General features: G+C 44.2%; 24 protein-coding genes. 11 read left to right on the top strand and 13 right to left on the bottom strand.

The annotated features are described in order from the left end of the window. Window positions 1-25 precede the first annotated feature (25 nt). Window positions 26-1,453 (top strand): L-serine ammonia-lyase, encoded by a 1,428-nt coding sequence (locus PHEP_RS01190; protein WP_012780418.1) that lies wholly within the window; start codon window positions 26-28, stop codon window positions 1,451-1,453. On the opposite strand, the gene PHEP_RS01185 is transcribed toward PHEP_RS01190, so the two are convergent. The 6 genes from PHEP_RS01185 to PHEP_RS01160 are packed head-to-tail and all read right to left on the bottom strand — an operon-like array spanning window position 1,450 to window position 7,533. Continuing rightward, the gene (locus tag PHEP_RS01185; protein WP_012780417.1) at window positions 1,450-2,796 is read right to left on the bottom strand and encodes a DUF58 domain-containing protein; all 1,347 of its coding nucleotides are present in this window, start codon (window positions 2,794-2,796) and stop codon (window positions 1,450-1,452) included. The genes PHEP_RS01190 and PHEP_RS01185 overlap by 4 nt on opposite strands. Window positions 2,797-2,808: 12 nt before the next feature. Then, window positions 2,809-3,786, bottom strand: a complete 978-nt coding sequence (locus PHEP_RS01180; protein ID WP_012780416.1) for an AAA family ATPase — start codon at window positions 3,784-3,786, stop codon at window positions 2,809-2,811. Window positions 3,787-3,789: 3 nt separating this feature from the next. Further along, complete coding sequence (locus tag PHEP_RS01175) at window positions 3,790-4,971, bottom strand: DUF4350 domain-containing protein (protein ID WP_012780415.1); 1,182 nt, start codon at window positions 4,969-4,971, stop codon at window positions 3,790-3,792. Continuing rightward, on the bottom strand, window positions 4,968-5,693 hold the full coding sequence (locus tag PHEP_RS01170; RefSeq protein ID WP_012780414.1) for a DUF4129 domain-containing protein: 726 nt from the start codon (window positions 5,691-5,693) through the stop codon (window positions 4,968-4,970). Before PHEP_RS01170 ends, PHEP_RS01175 begins: the two co-directional genes overlap by 4 nt. A gap of 2 nt (window positions 5,694-5,695) precedes the next feature. Further along, window positions 5,696-6,580: a glycerophosphoryl diester phosphodiesterase membrane domain-containing protein gene (locus tag PHEP_RS01165; protein WP_012780413.1), complete on the bottom strand. Its 885-nt coding sequence runs from the start codon at window positions 6,578-6,580 to the stop codon at window positions 5,696-5,698. After that, a complete protein-coding gene (locus PHEP_RS01160; RefSeq protein ID WP_012780412.1) occupies window positions 6,577-7,533 on the bottom strand; it encodes a stage II sporulation protein M in 957 nt (318 codons plus the stop codon). Before PHEP_RS01160 ends, PHEP_RS01165 begins: the two co-directional genes overlap by 4 nt. Window positions 7,534-7,624: 91 nt before the next feature. Here PHEP_RS01160 and PHEP_RS01155 point away from each other — a divergent pair, with 91 nt between their 5' ends. After that, on the top strand, window positions 7,625-8,368 hold the full coding sequence (locus PHEP_RS01155) for an RDD family protein (protein ID WP_012780411.1): 744 nt from the start codon (window positions 7,625-7,627) through the stop codon (window positions 8,366-8,368). A 30-nt stretch (window positions 8,369-8,398) separates the two neighbouring features. On the opposite strand, the gene PHEP_RS01150 is transcribed toward PHEP_RS01155, so the two are convergent. From PHEP_RS01150 to PHEP_RS01135, 4 genes are all read right to left on the bottom strand, one after another. Then, window positions 8,399-8,743 carry a DUF2752 domain-containing protein gene (locus PHEP_RS01150; protein ID WP_012780410.1) on the bottom strand — a complete coding sequence of 115 codons (345 nt, stop codon included), beginning with the start codon at window positions 8,741-8,743 and terminating at the stop codon, window positions 8,399-8,401. A 6-nt stretch (window positions 8,744-8,749) separates the two neighbouring features. Continuing rightward, entirely contained in the window at window positions 8,750-9,235 is a 486-nt protein-coding gene (locus PHEP_RS01145; RefSeq protein WP_012780409.1) for a DUF5684 domain-containing protein, read from the bottom strand. Window positions 9,236-9,318: 83 nt separating this feature from the next. Continuing rightward, on the bottom strand, window positions 9,319-10,014 hold the full coding sequence (gene lipB, locus PHEP_RS01140; RefSeq protein WP_012780408.1) for a lipoyl(octanoyl) transferase LipB: 696 nt from the start codon (window positions 10,012-10,014) through the stop codon (window positions 9,319-9,321). 10 nt (window positions 10,015-10,024) lie between these two features. Next, complete coding sequence (locus PHEP_RS01135) at window positions 10,025-10,666, bottom strand: 4'-phosphopantetheinyl transferase family protein (protein ID WP_012780407.1); 642 nt, start codon at window positions 10,664-10,666, stop codon at window positions 10,025-10,027. A gap of 68 nt (window positions 10,667-10,734) precedes the next feature. Here PHEP_RS01135 and dcd point away from each other — a divergent pair, with 68 nt between their 5' ends. The 4 genes from dcd (at window position 10,735) to PHEP_RS01115 (ending at window position 15,694) form a co-directional block, all read left to right on the top strand. Further along, on the top strand, window positions 10,735-11,271 hold the full coding sequence (dcd, locus tag PHEP_RS01130) for a dCTP deaminase (RefSeq protein WP_036675075.1): 537 nt from the start codon (window positions 10,735-10,737) through the stop codon (window positions 11,269-11,271). 79 nt (window positions 11,272-11,350) lie between these two features. Beyond that, a complete protein-coding gene (locus PHEP_RS01125) occupies window positions 11,351-14,044 on the top strand; it encodes a TonB-dependent receptor plug domain-containing protein (RefSeq protein WP_012780405.1) in 2,694 nt (897 codons plus the stop codon). A gap of 8 nt (window positions 14,045-14,052) precedes the next feature. Next, complete coding sequence (locus PHEP_RS01120) at window positions 14,053-14,814, top strand: enoyl-CoA hydratase/isomerase family protein (RefSeq protein WP_012780404.1); 762 nt, start codon at window positions 14,053-14,055, stop codon at window positions 14,812-14,814. A gap of 4 nt (window positions 14,815-14,818) precedes the next feature. Further along, a complete protein-coding gene (locus PHEP_RS01115) occupies window positions 14,819-15,694 on the top strand; it encodes an SDR family oxidoreductase (RefSeq protein ID WP_012780403.1) in 876 nt (291 codons plus the stop codon). Between the two features lie 3 nt (window positions 15,695-15,697). On the opposite strand, the gene PHEP_RS01110 is transcribed toward PHEP_RS01115, so the two are convergent. Next, window positions 15,698-16,744, bottom strand: a complete 1,047-nt coding sequence (locus tag PHEP_RS01110) for a 3-oxoacyl-ACP synthase III family protein (protein WP_012780402.1) — start codon at window positions 16,742-16,744, stop codon at window positions 15,698-15,700. 80 nt (window positions 16,745-16,824) lie between these two features. Between PHEP_RS01110 and PHEP_RS01105 the strand changes: the two genes are divergently transcribed. The 5 genes from PHEP_RS01105 to PHEP_RS01085 all read left to right on the top strand — a co-directional run bounded on the left by PHEP_RS01105 (window position 16,825) and on the right by PHEP_RS01085 (window position 23,502). Beyond that, on the top strand, window positions 16,825-17,106 hold the full coding sequence (locus tag PHEP_RS01105) for an ATP-dependent Clp protease adaptor ClpS (RefSeq protein WP_012780401.1): 282 nt from the start codon (window positions 16,825-16,827) through the stop codon (window positions 17,104-17,106). 126 nt (window positions 17,107-17,232) lie between these two features. Further along, the gene (locus tag PHEP_RS01100) at window positions 17,233-19,725 is read left to right on the top strand and encodes a TonB-dependent receptor (protein WP_012780400.1); all 2,493 of its coding nucleotides are present in this window, start codon (window positions 17,233-17,235) and stop codon (window positions 19,723-19,725) included. Window positions 19,726-19,747: 22 nt separating this feature from the next. Next, the gene (locus PHEP_RS01095; protein ID WP_012780399.1) at window positions 19,748-22,162 is read left to right on the top strand and encodes a TonB-dependent receptor; all 2,415 of its coding nucleotides are present in this window, start codon (window positions 19,748-19,750) and stop codon (window positions 22,160-22,162) included. A gap of 33 nt (window positions 22,163-22,195) precedes the next feature. Then, entirely contained in the window at window positions 22,196-22,750 is a 555-nt protein-coding gene (locus tag PHEP_RS01090) for an NUDIX domain-containing protein (RefSeq protein WP_012780398.1), read from the top strand. A gap of 2 nt (window positions 22,751-22,752) precedes the next feature. Continuing rightward, complete coding sequence (locus PHEP_RS01085; protein WP_012780397.1) at window positions 22,753-23,502, top strand: lysophospholipid acyltransferase family protein; 750 nt, start codon at window positions 22,753-22,755, stop codon at window positions 23,500-23,502. Between the two features lie 4 nt (window positions 23,503-23,506). On the opposite strand, the gene PHEP_RS01080 is transcribed toward PHEP_RS01085, so the two are convergent. After that, on the bottom strand, window positions 23,507-24,259 hold the full coding sequence (locus PHEP_RS01080) for a LytR/AlgR family response regulator transcription factor (protein WP_012780396.1): 753 nt from the start codon (window positions 24,257-24,259) through the stop codon (window positions 23,507-23,509). Continuing rightward, window positions 24,256-25,290 carry a sensor histidine kinase gene (locus tag PHEP_RS01075; RefSeq protein ID WP_012780395.1) on the bottom strand — a complete coding sequence of 345 codons (1,035 nt, stop codon included), beginning with the start codon at window positions 25,288-25,290 and terminating at the stop codon, window positions 24,256-24,258. Before PHEP_RS01075 ends, PHEP_RS01080 begins: the two co-directional genes overlap by 4 nt. Between the last annotated feature and the right edge of the window lie 297 nt (window positions 25,291-25,587).

Below are 25,587 nucleotides of genomic sequence, written 5' to 3'. Positions count from 1 at the left end.
CATGAAACTGTATTAGCTTTGTAGTATGCAAAGGGAACAGATCTCGGTATTCGACATTTTTAAAATTGGCATAGGCCCATCAAGTTCACATACGCTGGGACCCTGGAGGGCAGCACAGCAATTTACGGCATCACTTAAACAAAAAGAGCTGCTGGCACAGGTACTGCAGGTAAAAGTGCTTTTATATGGCTCCCTGGCCAAGACCGGAATAGGCCATGGTACCGATATAGCTACATTACTTGGACTTACCGGTGCCGATCCGGTTACCTATGATGTAAATGCCATCGGCCCTGCCATTGCAGCAATAAAAAAAGATCAGCTATTGTCCCTTGCCGGGGAAAAGCTGATCAGCTTTGATTACAACGAAGACATGATCTTTCTTTTCTCCGAAAGCCTGCCTTTCCATCCCAATGCGGTTACTTTCCAGGCCTTCCTCAACGATGGCAAAGCTTTTTCAGAAACCTATTATTCGATAGGCGGTGGCTTTGTGGTAAAAGAAGGTGATACAGGTAATGAAAAGGAACAGGTAGACCTGCCCTTTCCGATAGAAAAGGCGAGCGAATTGCTGCACTGGTGCCTGTCTACCGGCTTAAAGGTATCAGAAATTGTGATGGAAAATGAGCTGGCCTGGCGCAGGGAAGAGGAAACCCTCAAGGGCATTTTGCAGCATTACACTGTGATGAAAGACTGTATTTACAGGGGCTGCCATACCTCAGGCTTTTTGCCCGGCGGATTAAATGTGGCCAGAAGGGCTGCTGCTTTAAATAAAAGACTGATGGGCGACAGTGCCTATACCGATTATACCAGCTGGGTAATGGCCATCAGGGCCGGGGGCAATGGTTTTAATTATACTTTAGATTGGGTAAGCTGTTTTGCGCTGGCGGTAAATGAAGAAAATGCTTCTTTTGGCCGGGTGGTAACAGCCCCAACCAACGGTGCCGCCGGGGTTATACCTGCCGTGCTTCAATATTACATCACCTTTTGTGATGGTTTTACAGAGGAGAAGATTATCCAGTTTATAACCTGCGCTTCAGAAATAGGCAGCATCTTTAAAAAAGGCGCCACCATATCGGCAGCGATGGGTGGCTGCCAGGCAGAGATCGGCGTATCTTCGGCCATGGCGGCAGCAGCTTTAACAGAGTGTGTGGGTGGCTCACAACGACAGGTATTGATGGCTGCCGAGATTGCTATGGAACACCACCTGGGCCTAACCTGCGACCCTATAGGCGGGCTGGTCCAGATCCCATGTATTGAAAGAAATACCATGGGTGCCATTAAAGCTATAACAGCCAGTCAGCTGGCTTTACAAAGCAACCCGGATAAAGCCAAGGTTAGTCTTGATGCTGTAGTAAATACCATGTGGGAAACGGCATTGGACATGAACTCCAAATACAAGGAAACATCTGATGGAGGCCTGGCGACAAACATCCCTATCAGTTTACCGGAATGCTAGATTTTTTGCTGCGCCTTAATAGACAGGTAACGGTTCACTACATTTATGGTTAATTTTTCGGGCGGGGTAAGGATACTCAGTATCCCATGTTTGGCCAGTTCCTTAACCATCAGCTTTTTTTCGTAAGCAAATTTAGCTGCTATAGTTTGAATGTATATGTCCTCTACATCCTGCACAGGTTTTTCTGTTAAGGTTTTAAGTTCTGTATTTTCAAAAAACACAATGAGCAGCAGGTGAAATTTTGCCACACGCTTTAAATAGGGAAGCTGCCGGTTTAAGGCAGACATACTTTCGAAATTGGTAAAAAAAACAACCAGGCTACGCTGCTTCAATACGCTGCGCACCGTGGTATATAACGCTTCCATATTCATTTCCAGGTACCGCGTTTTTTCTTTGTATAAAATAGCCATTATTTTACCAAGCTGCGCCGGTCTGCGATCTGCAGGTACCACACTTCCTGTTTTTTCAGCTATCGTGATCAGGCCTGCCTTGTCTTCCTTTACCAGGGCCACATTGGAAAGGATAAGGCTTGCATTAATCGCATAATCCAGCAGGCTCAATCCTTCAAAAGGCATTTTCATGGATCTCGATTTATCGATGATACAATATACATGCTGCGATTTTTCATCGGTAAAAGTGTTCACCATCAGCTCGCCCTTCCTGGCTGTTGCCTTCCAGTTCACTGTACGGTAATCGTCGCCCTGCACATAATTCTTTACCTGGTCAAATTCCATGCTATGCCCTATACGCCTGATCTTTTTGATCCCAATTTCATTTAACCGGTGCGATATAGCCATCAGTTCGTATTTGCGCAGCTGTAAAAAAGAAGGATAAACCGGAACGGTAACTTCCGATCCGATATTGAACCTGCGTACCACAAGGCCAACAGGCGATTGAACATACAGCCTTAGCTGCCCAAAAATATACTCACCCCTTTTTGTTGGTCTTAAAGTATAGGTGATGGTTTTCTGTGTACCCGATTTAAGATAGCTTTTAAACCACAGATCCCTTTTTTGGAACTGATAAGGGATTTCGTCAATAAGTCCGGCCCGGATACCAAAAGCATAGAAATTCTCCAGATAAATGTGCAGCTCATTGTCATCCCCGTTGCTTAACCTTTCCGGAAGGTCCCTCCGCACAAACACCGTCTTTTTAGGCTGGTACAGCAGCAGGCCATCTACCAGTACCAGTGCTGCAAATATCCAAAAACACAGGTAGGCCAGATCAGCCAGCCAGGGCAGAAAAAACGAAAACAGGAACAGGCTTACGCACAGGCCAATGCCGGCAAAAAATCTTTTGCTCAGAAACAGGTCTGTATAGTATTTTTTTAAAAGGTTTCTCAAGATCCTGATGTTTTACCTGGGTACTTCTATTTTTTGAATGATCTGGGCAACTACATCACTGGTGGTAAGCCCCTCCATCTCTTTATCCGGCGTAAGCATAATGCGGTGCGCAAGCACAGGTGCAGCCACTTTTATCACATCCTCGGGGGTCACAAAATCACGGCCCTGCATGGCCGCAAAAGCTTTGGCCCCATTTACCATGGCCAGAGAGGCCCGCGGAGAGGCCCCCAGGTAAAGCGATTTGTTGTTCCGCGTTTCATGGGTGATCTTTGCTATGTATTCTATCAGCTTAGGTTCAACATGCAGCGCTTTGATCAGCGCCCGGCAGGATTTGATCCGGTCTATGCTTAGCACAGCTTTAACTGCTGCCAGCTCATCCTCCAGTTTACGCTGGTGCTGGTTCAATAAAATAGCCGTTTCTTCTTCCAGGCTCGGATACTTTACTTCTATTTTAAACAAAAAACGGTCAAGCTGCGCTTCTGGCAGGCGGTAAGTTCCTTCCTGCTCTATAGGGTTCTGGGTGGCCAGTACTATAAAAGGCTCATCCATCAGATAAGTATGCCCGTCTACTGTCACCTGTCGCTCTTCCATCACCTCAAACAAGGCCGATTGTGTTTTTGCCGGGGCACGGTTAATCTCATCAACCAATACAATATGACCAAAAACAGGGCCTTTTCTGTATTCGAAGGTGGCCGACCGGGGGTCAAACACCGAAGTCCCAAGCACATCCGAGGGCATCAGGTCGGGCGTAAACTGGATACGGGAAAAAGAGGCATCAATACTTTTAGCAATCAGTTTGGCACTTAAAGTCTTGGCCACGCCCGGTACACCCTCCAGCAATACATGCCCATCGGCCAGTAAGGCGGCAATTAAAAAATCTATGGTGTCTTTCTGACCCACAATAATATTGCCCAGCGTTGTTCTGATTTGTTCTACTGCTGTATTCAGCTCGCTAAGATCGGTTCTTTGGTTAAACATTTCCGCTTCCATAATTTATTGGGCTTGTTTATAAAATTTTTCTATTGATTTGTTGAGCTCAATGAGCTGCTGATCATTCACCATAGGGGCATTTTCAAGGCTTTTAATAAGGATAAACAGCTCCTGAACGGCAATTTCAGTAAGCCCCGATTTAACCGCCAATGCATTTACAAATTCTTTATCTAGCACCGTTGTTTTTAACCGGTAAGCTGCCCTGATGTGTTCCAGGAAATAGCTGATCTTTTTACGGGCAATGTCCCTGTTGTCACGCTGCTGGTAATATACCTTGCCCACCACGCGGACAAAGTCGACCGAGCTGTTCTTTAAAGGGCTTACTATCGGGATGATGCGTTGCCTGCGTTTCATTTCAAAAAAAACAAATACCAGCAAACCTGTTAAGGCCAGGTAATACGCCCAGCGCAAAGGAGTGTGTTTAAACAGTACACGTAGGATATCACTATCATCGGTACTGCCGCGGGTATTGTTCTCATCCCAGATCAGGGTTTCCGGAGCAGGCAGGTAAGACAATGCCCTGGCCGCATATTCCGCGCCCCGCAGGTTCAGCAAATTGTAATTGCTCAGCAGTTGCGGGTTCGGCAATAAATAGAGTCCACCTTTACCAAAGGTATATTTTACAAAATTAACCTCCCCCCTGGCATTCCTTCCCAGTACAGTAGCTTTCAAGGTATCTATTTTGCTAAAATACTGGTCGCCCAGGCCTTTATCAAACACATAGTCTGGATGACCTTTCAGTACAGGGTTTACAAAATTTACCGGGGTGCTTTTTTCTTTGGTATAATTCAATGAAGAGCTGATCCTGATCTTCAGCCTGTCGCTCAATGCCCTGTTTAAATTAAAAGCAGCAATAAATACGTCATTCCCATCCTTCATGTACTGCACAAGTTCCCGGTAATCGTAACTGGTAAATTTTACCTCGCCAGCGATAAACAGGTAGGCCGTATTTTTAAAATGCTTCCCTTTTAATGTATTATAGGCCGGCAATCTTGTGGTCTTTACTTTCGTATCAGGGAACAACCGTTCCACTTCATGAAACAAAATATAAAGACCAAAGGGGATTTTATCTTCTTTTAAATAGCTGGGGGTCCAGTCTGTTGGCTTAGGCTTATAATATTGTGCAAGCAGGTACAATACCATTGCCAGAGCACCGCCAATCAGATATAACTTTAATCCTTTCATGTGCCCTTACCATTAAACCGGTCAAAATCTCCTTTAACATAGCCAAAGGTTTCCTTATCTATAAAAAACTCTCCGTACCAGATGTATTCAAACTGCGTGGTAAGCCGGCTAAATTGTTGCCTTTTTTCGGGGTCGGCAAGTTCAGCAATATAGGTTTGGTTTGTTTTTTCAGGCAGCCAGCTGATCAGTGCACTTTCATCCAGCCGTTTTAAAGAATACAGGTAAAACAGGCGCACTGCCAGCCGGTAATTGGCAGCCGCAATTGCCCTTTCTATTTCTTCATTAAAATTGATCTCATGAATGTTATCGGCCGATTCCGTATAAGGCACTTCAACAACTTTAGGTTTACCGGCAAATATCCTGAGGTCGAGCCCCAGCATTTTTACAATTACAAAAACAAAGATGGCCACCACTCCAGCAATGAGCAGGTATTTTAAAAACCCACCCGAATATTTATTACTGATCAGGTCGTTGATCTGTCGCCACACCCATCTCCAGAACTTTTCCCACAACCCTTCATGTAACGGCGCAACATCATCGTACCTGAAGGCTTTTTGTGCCCTGTAGGCATCCATCTGCTGCAGGTCAAAGCGCCTAACCTTTAAGTTGGTGCTGTCGTTTATAAGCCTTGCAGGCTGTACCGGATCTTTTGCAGCCGGAACACTGGCAAAGACCGGCAAAGTTAAACAGCAAAGTAAAAGTACAACAAGCGCCTTTCGCATGGTCAGTACTCTTCTAAGCCTTTAAAATCATCTTTCTTTTCGCCCAGCTGGTTAATGCGGTCCATCAGGCCTGCACTCTCCTGCCTTTCAGCCAGGTTAAAATAACACAGTGTACAGCCAATTACCGGCACGATCAAAAATACATAACACAGGTGCTGTATCACAGATGAAAGAATGATAACCGTATTGCTCAATCCATTCGCCCCCTTGGTAAATACACTGACCATGGTTAAAAGGATGGCCGGCATGGAGGCCAGCGACATGCTGGCATAAGTGATCACATAAATGATCAGAATGGCTCCGGCAGTTACCCACCACTGTTCTTTCAGCAACTGAAACGAACGGCTGAAAGAATCGGTGAAACCCTTGTTTTCAAGTACCATGACAGGAAAGAAGAGCGACATCGCCGGGAATACATAAATACCAGGCACCAGGCAGAGCAGGAAACAAAAGACAAAAAAGAAAGTGATTCCTATACTGCTAAAAAAAACACGGAAAAAGTAATACTTAAAGTAAGCCCATACCTCATCGGGTGTGGGGGCTACTTTCCCTTTTTGCATATATAAAGCTATATAACTCAATACCGCAACATAAATGGACGTGTAACTGGCCATTGAAAATACAAATACCAGCAGATAATTAATGGTAAACAATTGCGTAACCCTGCTAACACCAAATGGATTGCCCCCTCCGGCATTTCCAAACGCCACCTGTTTTACCTCCATTTGCTGCATGACCGCAGTAACAGTACCGGCAATGATAAAGAATCCACAGAAGTAAACAAACACTTTTAACAAGGGTTTAAAATTCTGTTTTATAAACAGAAAGGTATCATTGATGATCTCTCCAAATTCTCTTAGTTTCTTAAATTCCAGTTTTTCTGTCATGCTTGGCTGAATTGATTGCGTTTAAAAATTTTTGATGGATATATAATTACGTACCAGACGATAAACAACAGCGACCCAGCTAAGATACTGATGCTTAACCATGCGGGCATATTGGTATAACGGGTAACAAAACCCTCAAAAAAAGCAGCCAAGAGAATGATAGGTACCAGGCCTAAAGCGATCTTGGTACCGTCCTTTGCACTGTTTTTAAAGGCTTCAAATCGGGTGTAGGTTTTAGGGAACAACAAGCCATGTCCAAGTACCAGACCTGCCCCCCCTGCTATAATGATGGCTGAGATTTCTAAAGTGCCATGGATCCAGATCACCAGTATAGATTCCATTCCCAGGCCCTTGCTGAAAAAATAATATTCAAATGAACCGATCATGATACCGTTCTTCAGCATAAAGAAAACAGGGCCGATACAAAAAAATATGCCGCTTACAAACATCAGCAATGCAACATAAGTATTATTGGCTGCTATCTTAAAAAACATCTCTACAGGCCCCTGTTGTTTATATACGCCAAAGGGATCTCCTTTTGCAATATTTTCATTGGTCATGTTCACGTACCCATCACCAAGTATAAGCCTTACAAAAGTATCGTCATACTTTGCCGAAAGCACACCAATAGCACAGAAGACCAGAAAAAAGATCAGCGAATAAAGAAGTTGTCTCCGGTAAGTATGGAACAATAAGGGCAGTTCAAACTTCCAGAAGGTGAGGAACCGGTTGGTATCTTCTTTTTTATTTTTATAAATGGATTGATGTAAAACTGAGGCCAGGCCATTAAGGTAGGCCGTGGTTTTAGATTGGGGATAAAATGTTTTGGCATAGGCCAGATCGTTCGTAATGTCGATAAAACGTTCTGCAAGTTCATCCGGACTGGCGGTCTGCTGCTGCTCATAGGATCTCCATTTTCCTGAATTCTGCTTAACAAACAACGCCTCTCTCATAAATTTTGGTAAGAATGTAATTTTCTGTTAAAATAACCACAAAAAACAATTTTACAAGAATTAATTGAACATCAGTATTATATTTGAACTTATGGATACCATTAAAGTAAATACCAGCCAGCATGTCGATATCGATTACCCCGTTGCCGGTTTAGGAGAAAGAATAGCCGCAGCGCTGATAGATTTGGGCCTGTTTATTGGTTTATATCTGATATTTGTACTGCTTGCACTTGTTGGTGGTCTTTCTGGTGTCATAGGCGGTTCACCATATATATTTTTTATACTGATTGGCATTTACTTCGGTGCTTATGTATTTTACGACCTGATCTGCGAGATCTTTATGAACGGACAAAGCATCGGAAAGAGGCTGATGAAAATTAAAGTGATCAGTCTGGATGGCAGTCAGGCCAGTATAGGCCAGTACTTTATCCGCTGGTTGTTCAGACTGGTCGATTTTACCCTTACCGCACAAATGGCCGGCTTAATCTGTATTGCAGTATCGCAGAACAAACAAAGAATAGGAGATATGGTAGCAGGTACTACAGTCATCAAAACTGTGCCGCACACAAACTTTAACCACATTGCCTTCCATCCTGTTGAAGAAGAATATACACCGGTGTTCAACAACACCAGCCAGCTGAACGACAGGGACGTTGAACTGATCCATGAGGTCATAGACACCTATTACAAAACCTTTAATGCCGATCTGATCTACGCCATGTCGGCAAAAGTAGCATCGCTTCTGTCGGTAGAACGTCCTGAAGGTATGAATGAAATGACTTTCTTAAAAACGGTGGTTAAAGATTACAACTATCAAACCTCATTGGTACAATAGCTAAGCTGCATACGTTTTACATGCAGGCTGTTAAGTAGGATAATGCATATGCGGATAGAGAATTTTAAACAAATAACTCCCTATAATGATACTGCCGGTAATTAAAAACAAGGTTTTAATAAGCAGTGGATTGTTTTTTTTGCTCAGGTACCGCGCAGATAAGGCCACTGCAAGGGTAATCAATATGGGAATGGCGGGCGGGTACAACTGAAAGCTCTCCGGCAGGTTACCTTTTAAAAGCGCCAGAACAGCACGCTGGAAACCGCAGCCCGGGCAATCAAACCCGGTAAGTGCTTTAAACGGACAGGGCAGAAAAAAAACATCCGCCTGATCCAATAAATAAGACCAGACGGAAATGATGTATATTTTAATCACCAGCAATTAAGCGTTTGGTGTGGTTGGTGGCTGATTGAACGGATCTTTAGGATCGTTAAACGGGTTGTTTACGCCAAAAGGGTTGTTCGGATTATTGAAGCCTTGTTGTGCTTCGGCTGCCGATGGGCCTAAATACCTGGCATCACCAAAACCAAGCAAAGGATAAAACACAATAGGCAGCAAAATGAGGCCTACTGTATAACCTTCAGTTTTGCCAAAGCTTTTGCTCAATAAGTTCGTCAGCCAAATGCCAAATACGATATTTACGCATGGTATGAGCAGCCAAAGTATCCAGATGGTAGGCTTGCCTACAATTTCAATTAAAATAATGGCATTATAAATTGGAATAATGGCTGCCCAGCCAGGTTTTCCGGCTTTTACAAAGATTTTCCATAACGATGCATATACCAGCACCATAACTGCCAGCCAAAAAATAATCATGCCGGCTCCAATTCCGGCACCAGCTGCCGCGTACTCTGAGTTGTAATCCATAGTTTGTTTTTTAGTAGTTTATTATAAATATAGTACTAATTACAAAAAACAAGAACAGCGGAAGAATGTTTTTTCGAATAATCCTATTTCATTTCCATTTTAAACAGGCTGGCGATATGAAGTTTTAACCTGTCTTTAACCAACTCCATATCAAGCACATACCCCAACTCGCGCTGCATAGAGGTCACATCCTTGTCGTCAATACCACAGGGAACGATATTTTTAAAGTAGTCCAGGTCGGCATTTACATTAAAGGCAAAGCCATGCATGGTTACCCAGCGGCTGCACCTTACTCCCATTGCACAGATCTTACGCGCCTTCTCCTTATCAGCATCCAGCCATACCCCGGTAAAACCGGCATAGCGCCCGGCTGCAATACCAAAATCGGCCAGTGTCAATATCACCGCTTCTTCAAGCGTCCGCAGGTACAGGTGTATATCGGTAAAAAAGTTATCGAGGTCAAGAATCGGGTAACCCACTATTTGTCCGGGCCCATGATAGGTAATATCGCCACCCCGGTTAATCTTATAATAAGTAGCATTTTTCCCGGCCAGTCCCTGCTCATCCAGCAACAGATTTTCCTGGTGCCCGCTTTTACCCAGGGTATACACATGCGGATGCTCACAAAAAATAAGGTAATTGGGTGTCTCCAGCTGGGTACGGTTGGTCCGGTTCTGTGTTTTTAAAGTAACAGTAGCCTCAAAAACAGCTTCCTGCCTGTTCCAGGCCTCCTGATAATCTATAAGGCCCCAGTCTGTAAATTCAACTTTCTTGTTCATTTTGCGAAAATTACGCTACTACATAGCCCAGCATATACCCATCACCCATTTTTAAATAATGAACCGTAAGTTCGGCACTGCCTTCCGGTAAATCAACCAGCGCATTTAATTTCCCCTCATTTTTTAACCTGAATGGTTTAATATGGATGTCCTGCTTAAACTCCAGGCCTCTCCTGCCGTTCCACTTATAAATGGCTTCCTTGGCGCACCAGCAAACATATAAACCATTGATATTGTCCCCGATCTGTTTTTGTGCAAGTTCCACATCGGACAGGAATTTATGCCTGATACTCCTGATCTTATGTTTGATCAGCTCAATATCTACACCAACCTTTTTGGTCTTGCCGATAATTACCGCCGCATAATCGTAAGAATGACTTAAAGAAATATGATAATTAAAATCGGGCAAATAAGGCTTACCGTGGTCGTCCATCCTGCAGTCAATATATTCTGCGGTATTGAGCATTGTCCTTAACAACACACGCGTACTTAACCAGTGCAACAGGCGTTTGCCATTATTTAATGAAGAAATAAAATCCAGCTCATGCTGTTTCAGTTGTAAGCCCGATCGCAGCTGTTCTTCACTTTCCTCAATTTTCCATACAGCAAGTATGGTATCCTCGTCAATATTTTTATTAAAAACTACAGGCATCTCTATTTTAGAAAACAATGCAAAAGTATCTTAAATTAATCATAATTTCGTCCAAATACTATATAATAATGATCCTGTCTGACAAACGAATTCTTGAAGAAATAGATAAAGGCACCATAATCATCGAGCCTTTTAATCCGGACTGCCTTGGTACCAACTCTTATGACGTACATTTAGGTAAATATCTTGCTACATATAAAGACAGGGTACTCGATGCAAAAGCACACAACAAGGTCGAACATTTTGAAATCCCCAAAGAAGGATACGTACTTCAGCCCGGCACTTTATACCTGGGTGTAACACTCGAATATACCGAAACACATGCCCATATCCCTTTTTTAGAAGGCAAATCGAGTACCGGACGTTTAGGGATAGACATCCATGCCACTGCCGGAAAAGGTGATGTCGGCTTTTGCAACACCTGGACGCTGGAAATTTCCTGTGCCCAGCCCGTACGCATATATGCAGGCATGCCCATAGGCCAGCTCATTTATTTTATGGTTGAGGGGAGCATAGGAACACTGTACAACACCAAAAGCAATGCTAAATACAACAATAAAACCACCAAACCTGTAGAAAGTATGATGTGGAAGAATAAATTTTAGCGTGCTGACCGCTGTTTTTAAATTATTAAAATTAGCCTCAATATTTGTATATTGAGGCTTTGTTATATATGCTCACATTATGAAATTCAAATTCATCCTGCCAGGGATATTCATCCTTGGAACCTGCCTTTCTTTTGCCTATAAACTGGCCGAGGACCCTTTTAACGACCTACTTAAAAGATTACAGGATTACAACAAACAGTATGCACAGGAAAAGGTACATCTGCATTTGGATAAACCTTATTATGCCATTGGCGATGACATCTGGTTTAAGGCTTATGTCATCAATACCCAAACCTCGGCCCCTTCCAATATCAGCAAGGCCCTGTATGTTGAACTGATCAACGAAAAGGATTCCATAAAGAGCCAGCTAAAACTGCCTATGGACGGCGGAATCACCTGGGGGGATTTTAAACTGCCGGACACCCTTACCGAAGGCAATTACAGGATAAGGGCCTATACCCAGTGGATGAGAAATGCAGGCCCGGAGTTCTTCTTTGACAAAACCATAAAAATAGGAAACTCCTGGGCAAACAGGGTTTTTACCAATACCCAGTATACTTACAGTAAAGAGAACACCGCAGAAAAAGTAAGTGCCAGCATCAAATTTACAGACAAGAAAGGGCTCCCTTATGCCAACAGTGATGTAAGCTATGAAATTCAGCTCAACTTCAGGAACCTGGCCAAAGGGAAAGCCACTACAGACAACCAGGGCGAAATAAGCATCAGCTATTTAAACACGCAGCCGGCATTGTACAAATCGGGCAAGATCCTGGCAACCATCACCCTGCCAGGCAAACAGAAAATAACAAAAAGTATCCCTATAAAAGCCACTTCAAATGCTGTAGACGTACAGTTTTTCCCTGAAGGAGGCAACCTGATCGAATCTTTGCCCAATAAGGTGGCCCTAAAAGCTGTAAATGCTGCCGGCCTTGGAGAAGAGGTTAGCGGGGCTATTGTTGATAATGACGGTACTGAAGTAAACCATTTTGAAAGCCTGCACCTCGGCATGGGCAGCTTTGTGGTCAATCCGCAGCCTGGCAAAACATACACGGCCAAAGTAAAGTTCAAAGACGGTTCAGAACAAATTTTTAACCTGCCTAAAGCCCTGCCCAGCGGATATGTGTTGACTGTAAACAACAGCAACCCCGAAAAAATTGCTGTAAAAATATTGATGACAGCTGATCTGGTAGGTACAAATGAGTTAAAACTGGTGGCCCAGAATAGTGGCAATGTATATTTTGTGACCAGGACCCCTACACAAAAACAGATCATTACGGCCAGCATCCCTAAAAAAGAACTCCCTTCCGGCATCGTGCAGTTTACCCTGTTTAATGGGGCCAATAACCCGGTATGCGAAAGACTTGCGTTTGTAAACAACATAGAAGACCGGATCAATGCTACCCTTCAAAATTTAAAACCAACTTATGCCAAAAGGGAAAAAGTAGAGCTGAACCTGCTGGGTAAATTTAGCGACAAACCCTTGCAGGGAAGTTTTTCTGTTGCCGTTACCAATACAGCCTCGGTAAAACCTGACCCTGAAAATGAGACCAACATCCTGAGCAGTTTACTCCTTACTTCCGACCTGATCGGGTACATTGAAGATCCCAATTATTATTTCCTCAATAGTGACGAAAAAACCGCACAGGCCCTGGACAACCTGATGCTTACACAAGGCTGGCGAAGGATCCTGTGGAAAAATATCATCGCCAACACCCCACCCATCATCCGTTATCAGCCCGAAAAATCACTGGCCATCAGTGGGGTCATTACCAGCTATGGGGGTAAGCCCATTCCAAACAGTAAGGTATCACTGTTCTCTTCTTCCGGAGGTTTTTTTGCCATCGATACTTTAACAGATGCCCAGGGTAGGTTTAATTTTGACAAGCTGATCTTTACCGACAGCACCAAGTTTATTGTACAGGCCCGGACTGCTAAAAACAAAAAGGATGTGGACATCAAGCTGGATATTCTTCCCGGACAGATCGTTACCAAAAACAAAAATACCGGCGATATTGAAGTAAATGTAAATGAGGCCCTGCAAGGCTACCTTCAAAAAAGTAACAGTTACTTTGATGAGCTTACCAAACGTGGGGTACTGGAACGAAGCATTATGCTCAATGAGGTCAATATTGTGGAAAAGAAGAACCCCGCACCAAATTCATCCAACCTGAACGGTTCGGGCAGGGCAGATTTTGTGTTCACTGCCAAAATGCTGGAGAACTGCGCCACACTTTCCCAGTGCCTGCAGGGACGTGTAGCCGGACTGATCTTTGAAATGGGCGTTCCTTACCTCACCAGAAGTGGGGGAAGGGCCCCGATGCAGATTATATTAGATGGCATGAATGTGGAGGCCGATTTCCTGGACAACATTGTGCCAAGTGATGTGGAAAGTGTAGAGGTTTTAAAATCGATTGGCAACACGGCCATATATGGCTCCCGCGGCGGCGGTGGTGTGCTCATCATCACTACCAAAAGAGGGGGAGGCTTCACCGGATCTACCTTTACGCCCGGTATCATTACCTATTCACCCAGGGGTTATCACCTCATCAGGGAATTTTACTCTCCTAAATATGATGCGGCCACACCAGATAACAGGCCCGACCTGAGGAGCACCGTATACTGGAACCCTCATGTGGTAACAGATGTTAACGGAAAAGCAACATTTAATTACTTCAATACAGACGAAGCCGGAACATACCGCGTTGTGATAGAAGGAATAGATATGATGGGACACCTGGCAAGGGCAGTGTATACCTACGAAGTAAAATAAACAAGCGCATGAACACCATAAAAGTTACGATAAAAGACCATTTAAGCATCATTACGTTAGACAGAGGTAAATCCAATGCCCTTAACCGGGAAATGATCACCGAACTGAGCGACATGCTGCACAATATAGCCGGAGACCCCAATATTGCAGGTGTAATCATCACCGGAAAAGAAAATTTCTTTTCTGCAGGCCTGGACCTGATTGAACTTTACAACTATAATGAAGCAGAGGCCGAATCTTTCTGGCACTTGTTTTTGAATTTCACTGCAGCCATTACGGCCTTTAAAAAACCTTTGGTAGCTGCCGTTAACGGCCATAGCCCTGCCGGTGGCTGTGTAATTGCCCTGGCTTGTGATTACAGGATCATGGCAGAGGGTAACTATATCATTGGCCTGAATGAAGTGCCTGTAGGCATTATTGTACCCAACAGCATTTTTAACCTGTACGCGTTCTGGCTGGGCCAGGCCAATGCGTCGCGGAGCTTACTGGAGGGGAAACTCTTTAGTCCGGATGAAGCTTTGCAGATTGGCCTGGTAGATGAGCTGGTCAATCCTGCCGGTATTTTAACCGCGGCAGAGCGAAAGATCAGGAAGTATATGGCCATGGAGCGCAATACCTGGGAACAGAGTAAGCTCAACATCAGACAGGGGCTAATTGCATCAACCGGTGCCGACCAGTCGGAAGCCCTGCAAAAGATGCTGAAGCAATGGTGGGCACCTACTACAAGAAATATCCTGAAAACAATTATTGATAACCTGCAAAAAAAATAAGCGCATGTTTAACGAACCGATGTTAAGAGATGATGCCTTAAAAGGTAAAACCATAGTGATCACGGGCGGCGGCACAGGCCTAGGCAGGGCCATGGGCACTTATTTCCTGAAACTGGGGGCCAACCTGGTCATCACCAGCCGCAAACAGGAAGTGCTGCAAAAAACAGCTGCAGAAATGGAACAGGAAACCGGGGGCAAAGTGCTGGCGGTAGCCTGTGATGTACGCGATTACGACCAGGTAGAAAACGTGCTGTCAGAAACACTTAAAACTTTTGGCAGTGTAAACAGCCTTTTAAATAATGCAGCCGGCAACTTCATTTCCCCTACAGAACGGCTATCGGCAAATGCCTTTTCCAGCATCATCGATATTGTACTTAAAGGTTCTGTAAACTGTACCCTTGCTTTTGGCAAACATTGGATAAAAGAGAAACAAGCCGCAAGTGTACTGAATATTGTAACCACTTATGCCTTTACCGGATCGGCTTACGTAGTGCCTTCGGCCTGTGCAAAAGGGGGCGTACTGGCCATGACCCGTTCGCTGGCTGTTGAATGGGGTAAATATGGCATCCGTACCAATGCCATAGCACCAGGCCCCTTCCCTACAAAAGGTGCCTGGGAGCGTTTACTGCCCGGCGATCTGGCCAAAAAGTTTGATTTCAAAAACCGGGTGCCCCTGAAACGGGTTGGTGAACACCAGGAACTGGCCAACCTTGCTGCCTTTCTGATCAGCGACTTTGCCGGCTATATCAATGGTGAAGTGATCAGCATAGACGGAGGCGAATGGCTGCAGGGCGCGGGTCAGTTTAATGGTCTGGAGGCAGTACCCAATGAAATGTGGGACGCTTTTGAACAAATGACACGATCGGCTAAAGGGAGCTGATCCTCACCACCTGATCAAAGCACTGGCCCAGGTAAAGCCAGAACCAAATGCAGCCAGACAAACCAGGTCGCCATCTTTAATTTTTCCGGCTTCCCAGGCTTCACATAAAGCAATAGGAACCGATGCCGCGGTAGTATTGCCATACTTCTGGATGTTATTGAAAACCTTATCATCCGGCAGTCCCAATAACTGCTGTACATATTGACTGATGCGTAAATTAGCCTGATGCGGAACCAGCAGGTCAATATCTCCCGCTGTTAAATGATTGGCAGTTAATGCTTCATTGATCACTTCCGGAAATTTGACCACGGCTTTTTTAAATACCGCCGGCCCGTCCATATAAGGCAGTGCGGCACCGCCTTCCAATTGTTCCCTGGTTAAAAAAAGTCCCCCAAGCTCCTGATCCGGATAACCGGGTTTATCCTTCAGCCATTTATTGGCGCTCGCCCCCGGATAAAACATGGCCAGCAGTTCTGCATCTGCACCATCACTATGCAAATGTGTACTCAAAATACCCTGTCCTTCTTCTTGTGTGGGCTGCAAAACCACTGCACCTGCGCCATCTCCAAATATGACTGACACATTACGACTGCGTGTTTCAAAATCCATCGCAAAAGAATGCTTTTCGCTGCCTACCACCAATATGTTTTTGTACATACCCGTTTTAATGAACTGATCGGCAACAGAAAGCGCATACAGAAAGCCCGAACATTGGTTCCGGATATCCAGCGCCCCAACTTCTTTCATTTTCATTTCCCGCTGCAGCAATACGCCGCATCCCGGAAAATAATAATCTGGAGTAAGCGTGGCAAACAGGATAAAATCGATATCCTGAGCTGTAATACCTGCCCTATCAATCGCAATTTTGGCTGCTTCCACGCCCATGGTCGTGGTCGTCTCTTCCAGCCGGTCGGCAAACCTGCGTTCTTTGATTCCGGTGCGTTCCTGTATCCATTCATCACTGGTATCCATAAAACGCGATAGATCTTTATTGGTATAAACATTTTTGGGTACATAATAACCTATCCCCGCAATCTTTGAACGCTGCATAATCCTTGGCTTTACGATTAATTTTAAGCAAAAATAACTTTAACTGCAACATTATTTTGAAATTAGCTTATTTTTGCAGGATGTCGACAGAAACAAAAGAAGAAACATTTACGTTAGAAGAAATACTCACTTCGTTAAAAACCATTCACCGTTTAATCCTTTGGAATGATGACGTAAATACTTTTGATCATGTCATCCATTGTATGATGAAATACCTCGACTACTCTGAGCATCAGGCAGAAAAAATTGCCTGGGAAGTACACAACAAAGGAAAATGTGCCGTACTGGAAGGCTCCTTTACGGAAATGGAAGTTTACCGGAAAATATTACAGCAGGAAGGACTTACTGTAACGGTCGACTAACCTCGCGCGCATTTGGCAGTAACACAAGACAGAAAGACCTGTAATAAAATAGTTACGCCGCGTTTTTTAAACTTCGTAGTCGTTTATTTGTCCTACCTAAACACACAAACAAATAAACACCAATTAATGACCAATTACTTTTACAAAGTTCTGCTTTTAACGCTTGCCTTTTGTTCTGCCACCATAACCCTTAATGCCCAGTCTGCCAGTGATGGTAAAATAACCGCCAAAGTTGTGGACGCCCAAACCGGTGAAACCATCCCTTTTGCCTCGGCAATGATCATCAACCGTAAAACCAAAGCAGTGGTAAAGGGCATGCAGACCGATGCCAACGGGAACCTGAACATGACCGCACTGCCTAAAGGCGCTTTCACATTTAAGGTAAGCTATGTGGGTTATCAGACCATGGTAAGAGATTCTGTTGCCATCACCGATGCACACAGGGAAATTAACTTGGGCACCATAAAAATGAAAACGGCCAAAGGCACAGCACTAAAGGAAGTGGCCATTACAGCACAGAAAAGTACCATGCAGCTTGGTATTGATAAAAAGGTTTTTTCTGTTGACCAGAGCTTGGTAAGTGAGGGCGGGTCGGCTTCAGACCTATTGCAGAACGTACCTTCTGTTCAATCGGATATTGATGGAAATGTGAGCCTCAGGGGTTCAACCGGCGTTAAAGTTTTAATAGATGGCAAACCTTCCATGATTGCCGGTGGCAACGTTGCACAGATCCTGCAATCTATACCTGCCAGTTCCATTGAAAGTGTAGAGCTGATTACCAACCCTTCCGCAAAATACGATGCAGAAGGACAATCGGGCATCATCAATATCGTTTTAAAGAAAAATAAAAAGCTTGGACTAAACGGCTCTGTAGCACTCACTGCAGGCAACCGCGACAATTACAATGCAAATACCAGTCTCAGCTTTCAGAACAATAAGGTTAACATTTATGGCAACTACAGCTATCGTTACGGAAACCGCCTGGGTGGTGGCTACAGCAATATCCAGTATTTAAACCCAAGCTTTCCCACTGCTTTTGCCAATCAAAGTACCGATTCAAAATCATTGGATAAAGGCCATAATTTTAAGGCCGGGCTGGATTATTACCTTGCCCCAAAAAGTATCCTCAGCTTTACCGGCGGGTTTAACATCCGTGACAACGACAGGAATGAGTTTTTAAACATCGATAAATTAAACGCTTCAAAAAACCCGCTTGAACTGAGCAGAAGAAACAATTCCAATTCGGGATCAGGTGGGAGCTACGACCTTAGCCTGGATTTTGTTCAGAAATTTAAGAAACCCAAGGAAGAGCTTACCTTTAACTTCAGCTTTTCGGACGGGACCAACGACAATTACCAGAATTACCAGACCGATGTTTACAACATCAATGGTTCTGACGTCAATTTGCTGCCCGCTATCCAGATCAATGATGGAAAGGGGACAAACAGGAGTTATAACATCCAGACCGATTATACCCTGCCTGTTGGTAAAGCAGGAAAAATTGAGGCCGGCTACCGCAGCCAGATCCGATATGCCGACAACAATACCTTTTCTACTAACTTTAACCACCTTAACGATGAATATGACATCAATTTTGCACTGACCAACGAATTTAACAGCAAAGACCAGGTGCATGCCCTGTATGTCAATTTCCAGAACCAGGTAAAAAACTTCGGCTACCAGATAGGTTTAAGGGGCGAAGATGCCACACTCGACACCCGTTTGGGCAGGTACGACAATGCAGGGAATTTGAGTTATGTTCCCGGAAAGGTAGCTTATAAAAGGCTGTACCCAAGTATTTTCCTTACTCAGAAATTCAATGCCGATCAGCAGCTCCAGCTCAGTTACAGCCGCAGGGTAAACAGGCCCCGGGGATGGGATACCAATCCTTTTCTGGATGTCTCAGACCCATTGATCTGGCGCCAGGGTAATCCCAACCTGAAACCTGAAGATGTACATGCTTATGAATTGAGCTACAGTAAATACTGGAAAAAGATTACCTTTATTTCTACTGCCTATATGCGCCAGACCAACGATGTAATCCAACGCATACGGACAGAGGCTGATGAAAACGGGATTACCATCGTCACCCCCCGGAACTTAACCCGGGAATTGTCGAGCGGCCTGGAACTTATTGCCAGGGTTGATGCTGCCAAAGCCTGGAACTTTACCGGAAACGTAAATCTATACCAGCGCAAGCTTGATGGCGTACCCCAGTTTGGGATTGTAGACAACTCTGGTTTTAGCTGGAATGCCAACCTGACCAATAATTTTATCCTTCCATACAACATCACCATGCAGGTAAAAGGCGATTATCGTTCAAGGGAGATCATGGCCCAGGGCAGAAGAAATGCCATGTATGCAGTAGATGCAGGAGCACGGTACGACTTTAAAAACAAAAAATCCTCTTTAAGCCTGAATGTAAGGGACGTATTTAACACCCGCCGGTGGAGCATGACCACGGGTGCCAACAATGCCATTACCGATTTCAGGCGCTACATGCAGGGCACCATGGCCAGTTTAACTTATGCTTACCGTTTTGGTAAAAATGATTTTAACTTTAAAAAGACCAAAAAATCTGACCAGCAGGAAATGCGTTCGGATGAAGAGTCCTTTTAGCCACCAATAGCCAGACCAGACATTGAAAAAATACGCATTTTTAATTTTCAGCCTCCTTCTCGGCCTTGTTTCTCTGAATGGATATGCCTTTACCGAAAAGGGGGTAATTACCGGAAAGGTGGTGGAAGAAGTGGGTGGTCTGCCCATACCTTCGGCCGTAATAGCCGTTTATGAAACCGGTTCTGAACACCCTTTGGTAACCACCGCAACAGACGAAAATGGTATTTTTAAATTTAATGCCCTAAAATACGGTACCTATAAGGTAAAGGTAAGCTTTGTTGGCTTCGCCAGCCTAACCGTAAACGAGGTTATCCTTACCGAAAAAGATTTTGAACGTAACCTGGGCACCTTAAAACTGGGCAGCGACCAGAACAACTTAAGCGAGGTTACCATTACCGCCGAAAAGCCGGTGATAGAGTTTTCGGCAGATCAGATCACCTATAACGTAGATAAATCTATCCTCGCCGAAGGAAGCACCGCTACCGATATCCTCAAAAATGTCCCTATGGTGCAGGTCGATATTGACGGCAATGCCAGCATTTCCGGAAAACGCGCTACCCGCATCTTCATCGATGGCAAACCTTCGGATTACATGACTTCCAATATTGCCGACCTGTTAAACGTGCTGCCTTCTGATGCGATTGAAAAAATAGAAGTCATGACCAACCCACCGGCCAGGTACTCAGGCGATGGGGAAGGCATCATCAATATTGTGATGAAAAAGGGTTTTGCCATTGGTTTTAATGGCAATGCCGGTATAACAGCTGGTCTGCAAGGCAATACCAATATGAACTCAAACGCTTCCTACCGCAGTAAAAACTATTCTTTAAGCGGAGGTGCGGCCTACAGAAGCAATATAGGCCGAAGCAGTTCGCACAGCTACCGCGAAAACTTTGACCTGGTTAAAGACACTACTTTTTATTACGACAATTATAGCAATAGCAAAAGTAACAGCAATGGCGGTAATTTCAGGGCGGCACTCGACTGGGACATTAGTCCGCAGCAAAACTTTCGTGTAAATACCAATTTCAATACCAACAGCAGCAGCAGCAGGGCCGGTACAGATTTCAATTTTTTAAGTGAAGAACTCGACCTGAGACGTGTACGTAACCAGCTAAGTACAGGTGACGGAACCAGTCATAATTTTGTTTTTAATGCCGATTATAGCCTGAAAGCAACAGAAAGCGGTGAAAAGCTGACCCTGGGCTTAACCTTTAACAACAATGATAACGACAACCTGCGTTTGCTGGACCAGCATTACACCCTGCCCGTAACCGCCAAGCCTTCGCTACGCGAAAATACCACTGGTATCGGCAATAACGGCCTTACCATTAACCTCGATTACGACCGCCCTGTTTTTAAAAAACGTGATCAGCTGGAAGCCGGGATCATGTACAGTTACAGGAAAAACAACAACGACATGCTGGTCCGGGATTTTGATTTTGATGCGCAGCAATATGTGGTTGCCGAGAAGCTGACCAATGAGTTTTTATACAATGAAGGTATTCTTGCCGGATACGCCTCCTACAATTACAGGGGAAAGGGTATTGGCGTTAAAACAGGTCTGAGAGCCGAACTAACAGATGTCAACTTCGATCTTTCTACCGGCAGCAGTTACCACATCAACCCTTACCTAAGCCTGTTCCCAACCATTTCTGTTAACCATTTTTTTAAAAAAAGATACAATATCGGGGCTACTTACAGCGTCAGGATCAACCGGCCTAGAGAGAATACCTTAAACCCGCAGATCAACGACAACGACACCTTAAATGTCTCTTATGGCAACCCTGATCTTATCCCTGCTTATACCCACCAGATGGACATCAGCTTTGGGGCTTTTGGCGAAAAATGGTCATTTACCCCCCGCCTGTCTTATTCTACCAGCAACGGCGTCATCGAACGTTACCGCGCAGTGAGTGTTGTAAATGGGGTAGCCAAATCAGAAACCACCTTTTACAACGTAGGCTCCAATAACATTTTCGGCCTATTCCTGATCGGAAACTACCGGCCAAACAAAAAACTCTCGGCCAATGCCAATTTAACACTTACACAAAGCAGTTATACCTCCACTTTAAATTCGGCCTTAAACCGGAAGGGTTTAAGTGTACGCAGTGCTGTAGGCTTGTCTATGCAACTGCCCCTAAAAACCGCTTTCGAAGCCAATGTAAACTATGCCAACAATGTAAACGCCCAGGGTCGGGCCAAAGGTTCGGTAAGCTCTGCCATGGCTGCCCGAAAAATGTTCCTTAAAAACAGGCTCAGCACCCGCATCAGCCTTAGCGATCCTTTTGGAAAACGTAACTACACCTTATTTAGTGAAGGCAGTAATTTCAGGTTACAAAGCTTTTCCGAAAGCAATACCAGCAACGTTACCATCAGTCTGAATTACCGCTTTACAAAAATTAAAAAAGTGCCTACTCCGCCTAAAGCAGATTAGGCCACTAAAATCAGAATTTTGTATATTGCAGCCATGGAAAACAGCAATCCCTGGGTAACGATAGACAGCCACAAGATTTACGAGAACAACTGGATCGGCTTAACAGAGCACAACGTGATCAACCCTTCAGGCGGCAAAGGCATATATGGCGAGGTCCATTTTAAAAATTATGCCATCGGTATTATGGTGCTCGATGAAGACCACAATACCTGGCTGGTAGGCCAGTACCGTTTTCCACTGAAAGCTTACAGCTGGGAAATCCCAGAAGGTGGGGGACCACTGGAATCCGATCCGCTGGAAAGTGCACAGCGTGAACTGATAGAGGAAACCGGCCTGCGGGCCAGCGATTGGATAGAGGTCCAGCGTATGCACCTCTCCAATTCTGTAAGCAATGAACTTGCCATTATTTACATAGCAAGGGGCCTAAGTCAGGGCGAGTCGGCCCCAGAAGAGACTGAACAGCTGAGCATCCGCAAACTCCCTTTTGATGAGGCTTACCAAATGGTACTAAACGGAGAAATTACCGACAGTATCAGTGTAGCCGCTATTTTAAAAACTAAAATATTGATTCAGGAAGGTCATTTATAATTATGAATAAGTTTTTAGGCTATATTTTCAGCCCCCTGTTTTATATCTTTTTTGGACTGGTGCTGGTCATCTTTCATCCCATACAATGGATCTGTTACCGTTTTTTTGGGTATAGGGCACACAAGGCGGCAGTAGACCTGCTTAACTTTTTCCTTACCTACAGCGATCTGCTGCTGGGTTCATCCATTACCTTCCTAAACCAACAGCAGCTGCCCACAGATCAGCCCATTATCTTTGTAGCCAACCATCAGAGCATGTACGACATCCCCGGGCTCATCTGGTTCCTCAGGAAATATCATGTCAAGTTCATCTCAAAAATTGAACTTACGAAGGGTATCCCCTCCATTTCTTACAACCTGAAATATGGTGGCGGGGCCAATATCGACCGTAAAGACAGTAAACAGGCTGTTTCGGAACTGATCAAACTTGGCCGCAGGATGAAAGAACATAACTGGTCGGCCATGATCTTTGCCGAGGGTACCCGCGCAAAAGACGGACAAATGAAAAACTTTCAGGTTGGCGGCATTGCCACACTCTTAAAAGTTGTGCCCCATGCACTCATCGTACCTGTTGCCATCGAAAACTCCTGGAAACTGGTACAATATGGCACCTACCCCCTAAGCTTTGGCGAAAAACTACGATGGACGGTATTGAAACCGCTGGACATCACCAATAAAAATCCTGAAGAAATTGTGCTGGAAGCTGAAAACGCGATCAGATCAAAGCTGAACCAAGTAAAACCTGCTGAATAGCTACTTAGATATTTTTATTGTCGATGTGCCGGAAAAACTCATCCCTGTAGGTATCCCCGATAGGAATTACCTTTTCACCTATAGAAATCCTGCTGCGTTCAATGCTTTCAATTTTATCCAGGGCAATGATATACGATTTATGCACCCTGATAAATTGGCCCTTAGGCAGGGTCTCGTCCATCTTTTTCATGTTCTGTAAAGTGATTACGCGCTCGGTCTTAGTAAAAATAGAAATGTAATCTTTCAACCCTTCTATGTACAGGATATTGTCCAGCTCAATCTTTTGGATTTTATGCTCCGTTTTTACAAAAATAAAATCCTGTATGGGATTGGCAGGGGCCACTGCCGTTGCAGGTGTTAAAAGTGGCTGAATAGCGTTTTCAGCTGGTTGTCCTACCTTCAGCTGGTTGTGCACTTTCTCTACCGCCTTATAAAAACGGTCGAATGCAATGGGCTTCAACAGATAATCAGAAACATTCAGGTCGTAGCTTTCCAGGGCATACTGGGAATAAGCCGTTGTAAAAATATAATTGGACTTGCCATTTGCGATCTTCAAAAACTGGATCCCTGTCAGCTCCGGCATCTGTATATCCAGAAACACCAGGTCAACCCCACCTGCCTGCACCATCTGTAAGGCCTCTATCGCATTTTCCGTGCGTTTGATCAGCTCCAGAAAAGGCACTTTAGAAACGTAGTCTTCTATAATGTCTAATGCCAAAGGCTCGTCATCAACTGCAATACACTTTAACTTTGTCATATATCTAACATTAATTCACTGGTATAATGAGTAGCCGAATTTACGATATTTAATTTATATCGCTCGGGATAGAGCAACTGTAACCGTCGCTCAACATTGTTCAGGCCAACCCCACCCATCTGGTCTTTGTTATGTTTGTTCTTTTTATTGGTAATGCTGAAATGCAATATTTTCTGATTGGCTATAATATTGATGCGGATGGGATCGCTGGGGTCGTTGGCAACCCCATGTTTAAATGCATTCTCCACAAAAGAGATCAGGATGAGGGGCACCACCGGCTGGTCATCAATCTCACCGTTTATGGTAAACTCTACCGCGGCACCATCTTTAAACCTCAGTTTCTGCAGTTCAATAAAACTTTGCACATAAGCAATTTCCTTACTTAAGGATACCCAGCTGTCATTACTCTCATAGATCATGTAGCGCATGATCTCCGAAAGTTTCAATATTGCATCTGCTGTTTTATCCGATTTCTGATAAGCCAGCGAATAAATGTTGTTTAAAGAGTTGAACAGAAAGTGCGGGTTCAACTGCGATTTCAAAAACTGCAGTTCCATATCCCGTTTTTCGCTAAGCAGGTCGCGCTGCACCCGTTCGCTCCCAAACCAGTCGACCGCAAACTTCAGTAAAGCACTCACCACCACAAAAAAGCCGGATACAAAAATAGCGAACACGACGTACTTCGTGATCTCGTAGTATTCGATCTTACCCGAATCCTGGCTAAAATAGGTTAAAAAGAAATCACTGTTTAAACTGGCCACCACCGTTTTGATGATCACCATTACCGCAATCAGCAAAAAGATAGAAAGGATATACAGGCCATACTTCTTTTTTTGTTCAACAAGAATGGGGATGAGCAGTGTATAGTTGATGTAAAATATAGAAAGGTTGATAATGGCAAAATACCCCAGTTTAACCGCAACTTCATACCTCGACGGTGTTTGGTGACCGCTAAAAGTATCCCAAAGCAATATGGATAGTATAATTAACCAGAAAAAAAGATGTACAACTAAGGGGCCCCTGCTTTTCATTTAATACGCGCTTTTCTATTTCATTTTAACCTTCCACCGTCCAAACCCGGCTTTCAAATTACATCAATCTAATTGTTTTAAAACATTCGCTTTCGACCAACGGGCGTTTTTCTTCTACCAACTGGCCAAACAAACCAATCATCCACAAAACTATTCATTTTAACCGTTTATCTAAGATAAAATACAATTGGTCTAAAACATTTTAACAGCATTTTAAAAATCATTCTATTTGTTTCATCATTACAAACAGCCATTAAAGCCGGCTTAAAACAAAGGCTTAAAGAATAAATATACAAC

The organism is Pedobacter heparinus DSM 2366, assembly GCF_000023825.1.
In the GTDB taxonomy this organism is placed as follows: domain Bacteria; phylum Bacteroidota; class Bacteroidia; order Sphingobacteriales; family Sphingobacteriaceae; genus Pedobacter; species Pedobacter heparinus.
This window is presented reverse-complemented; position numbering and strand designations above follow the sequence as displayed.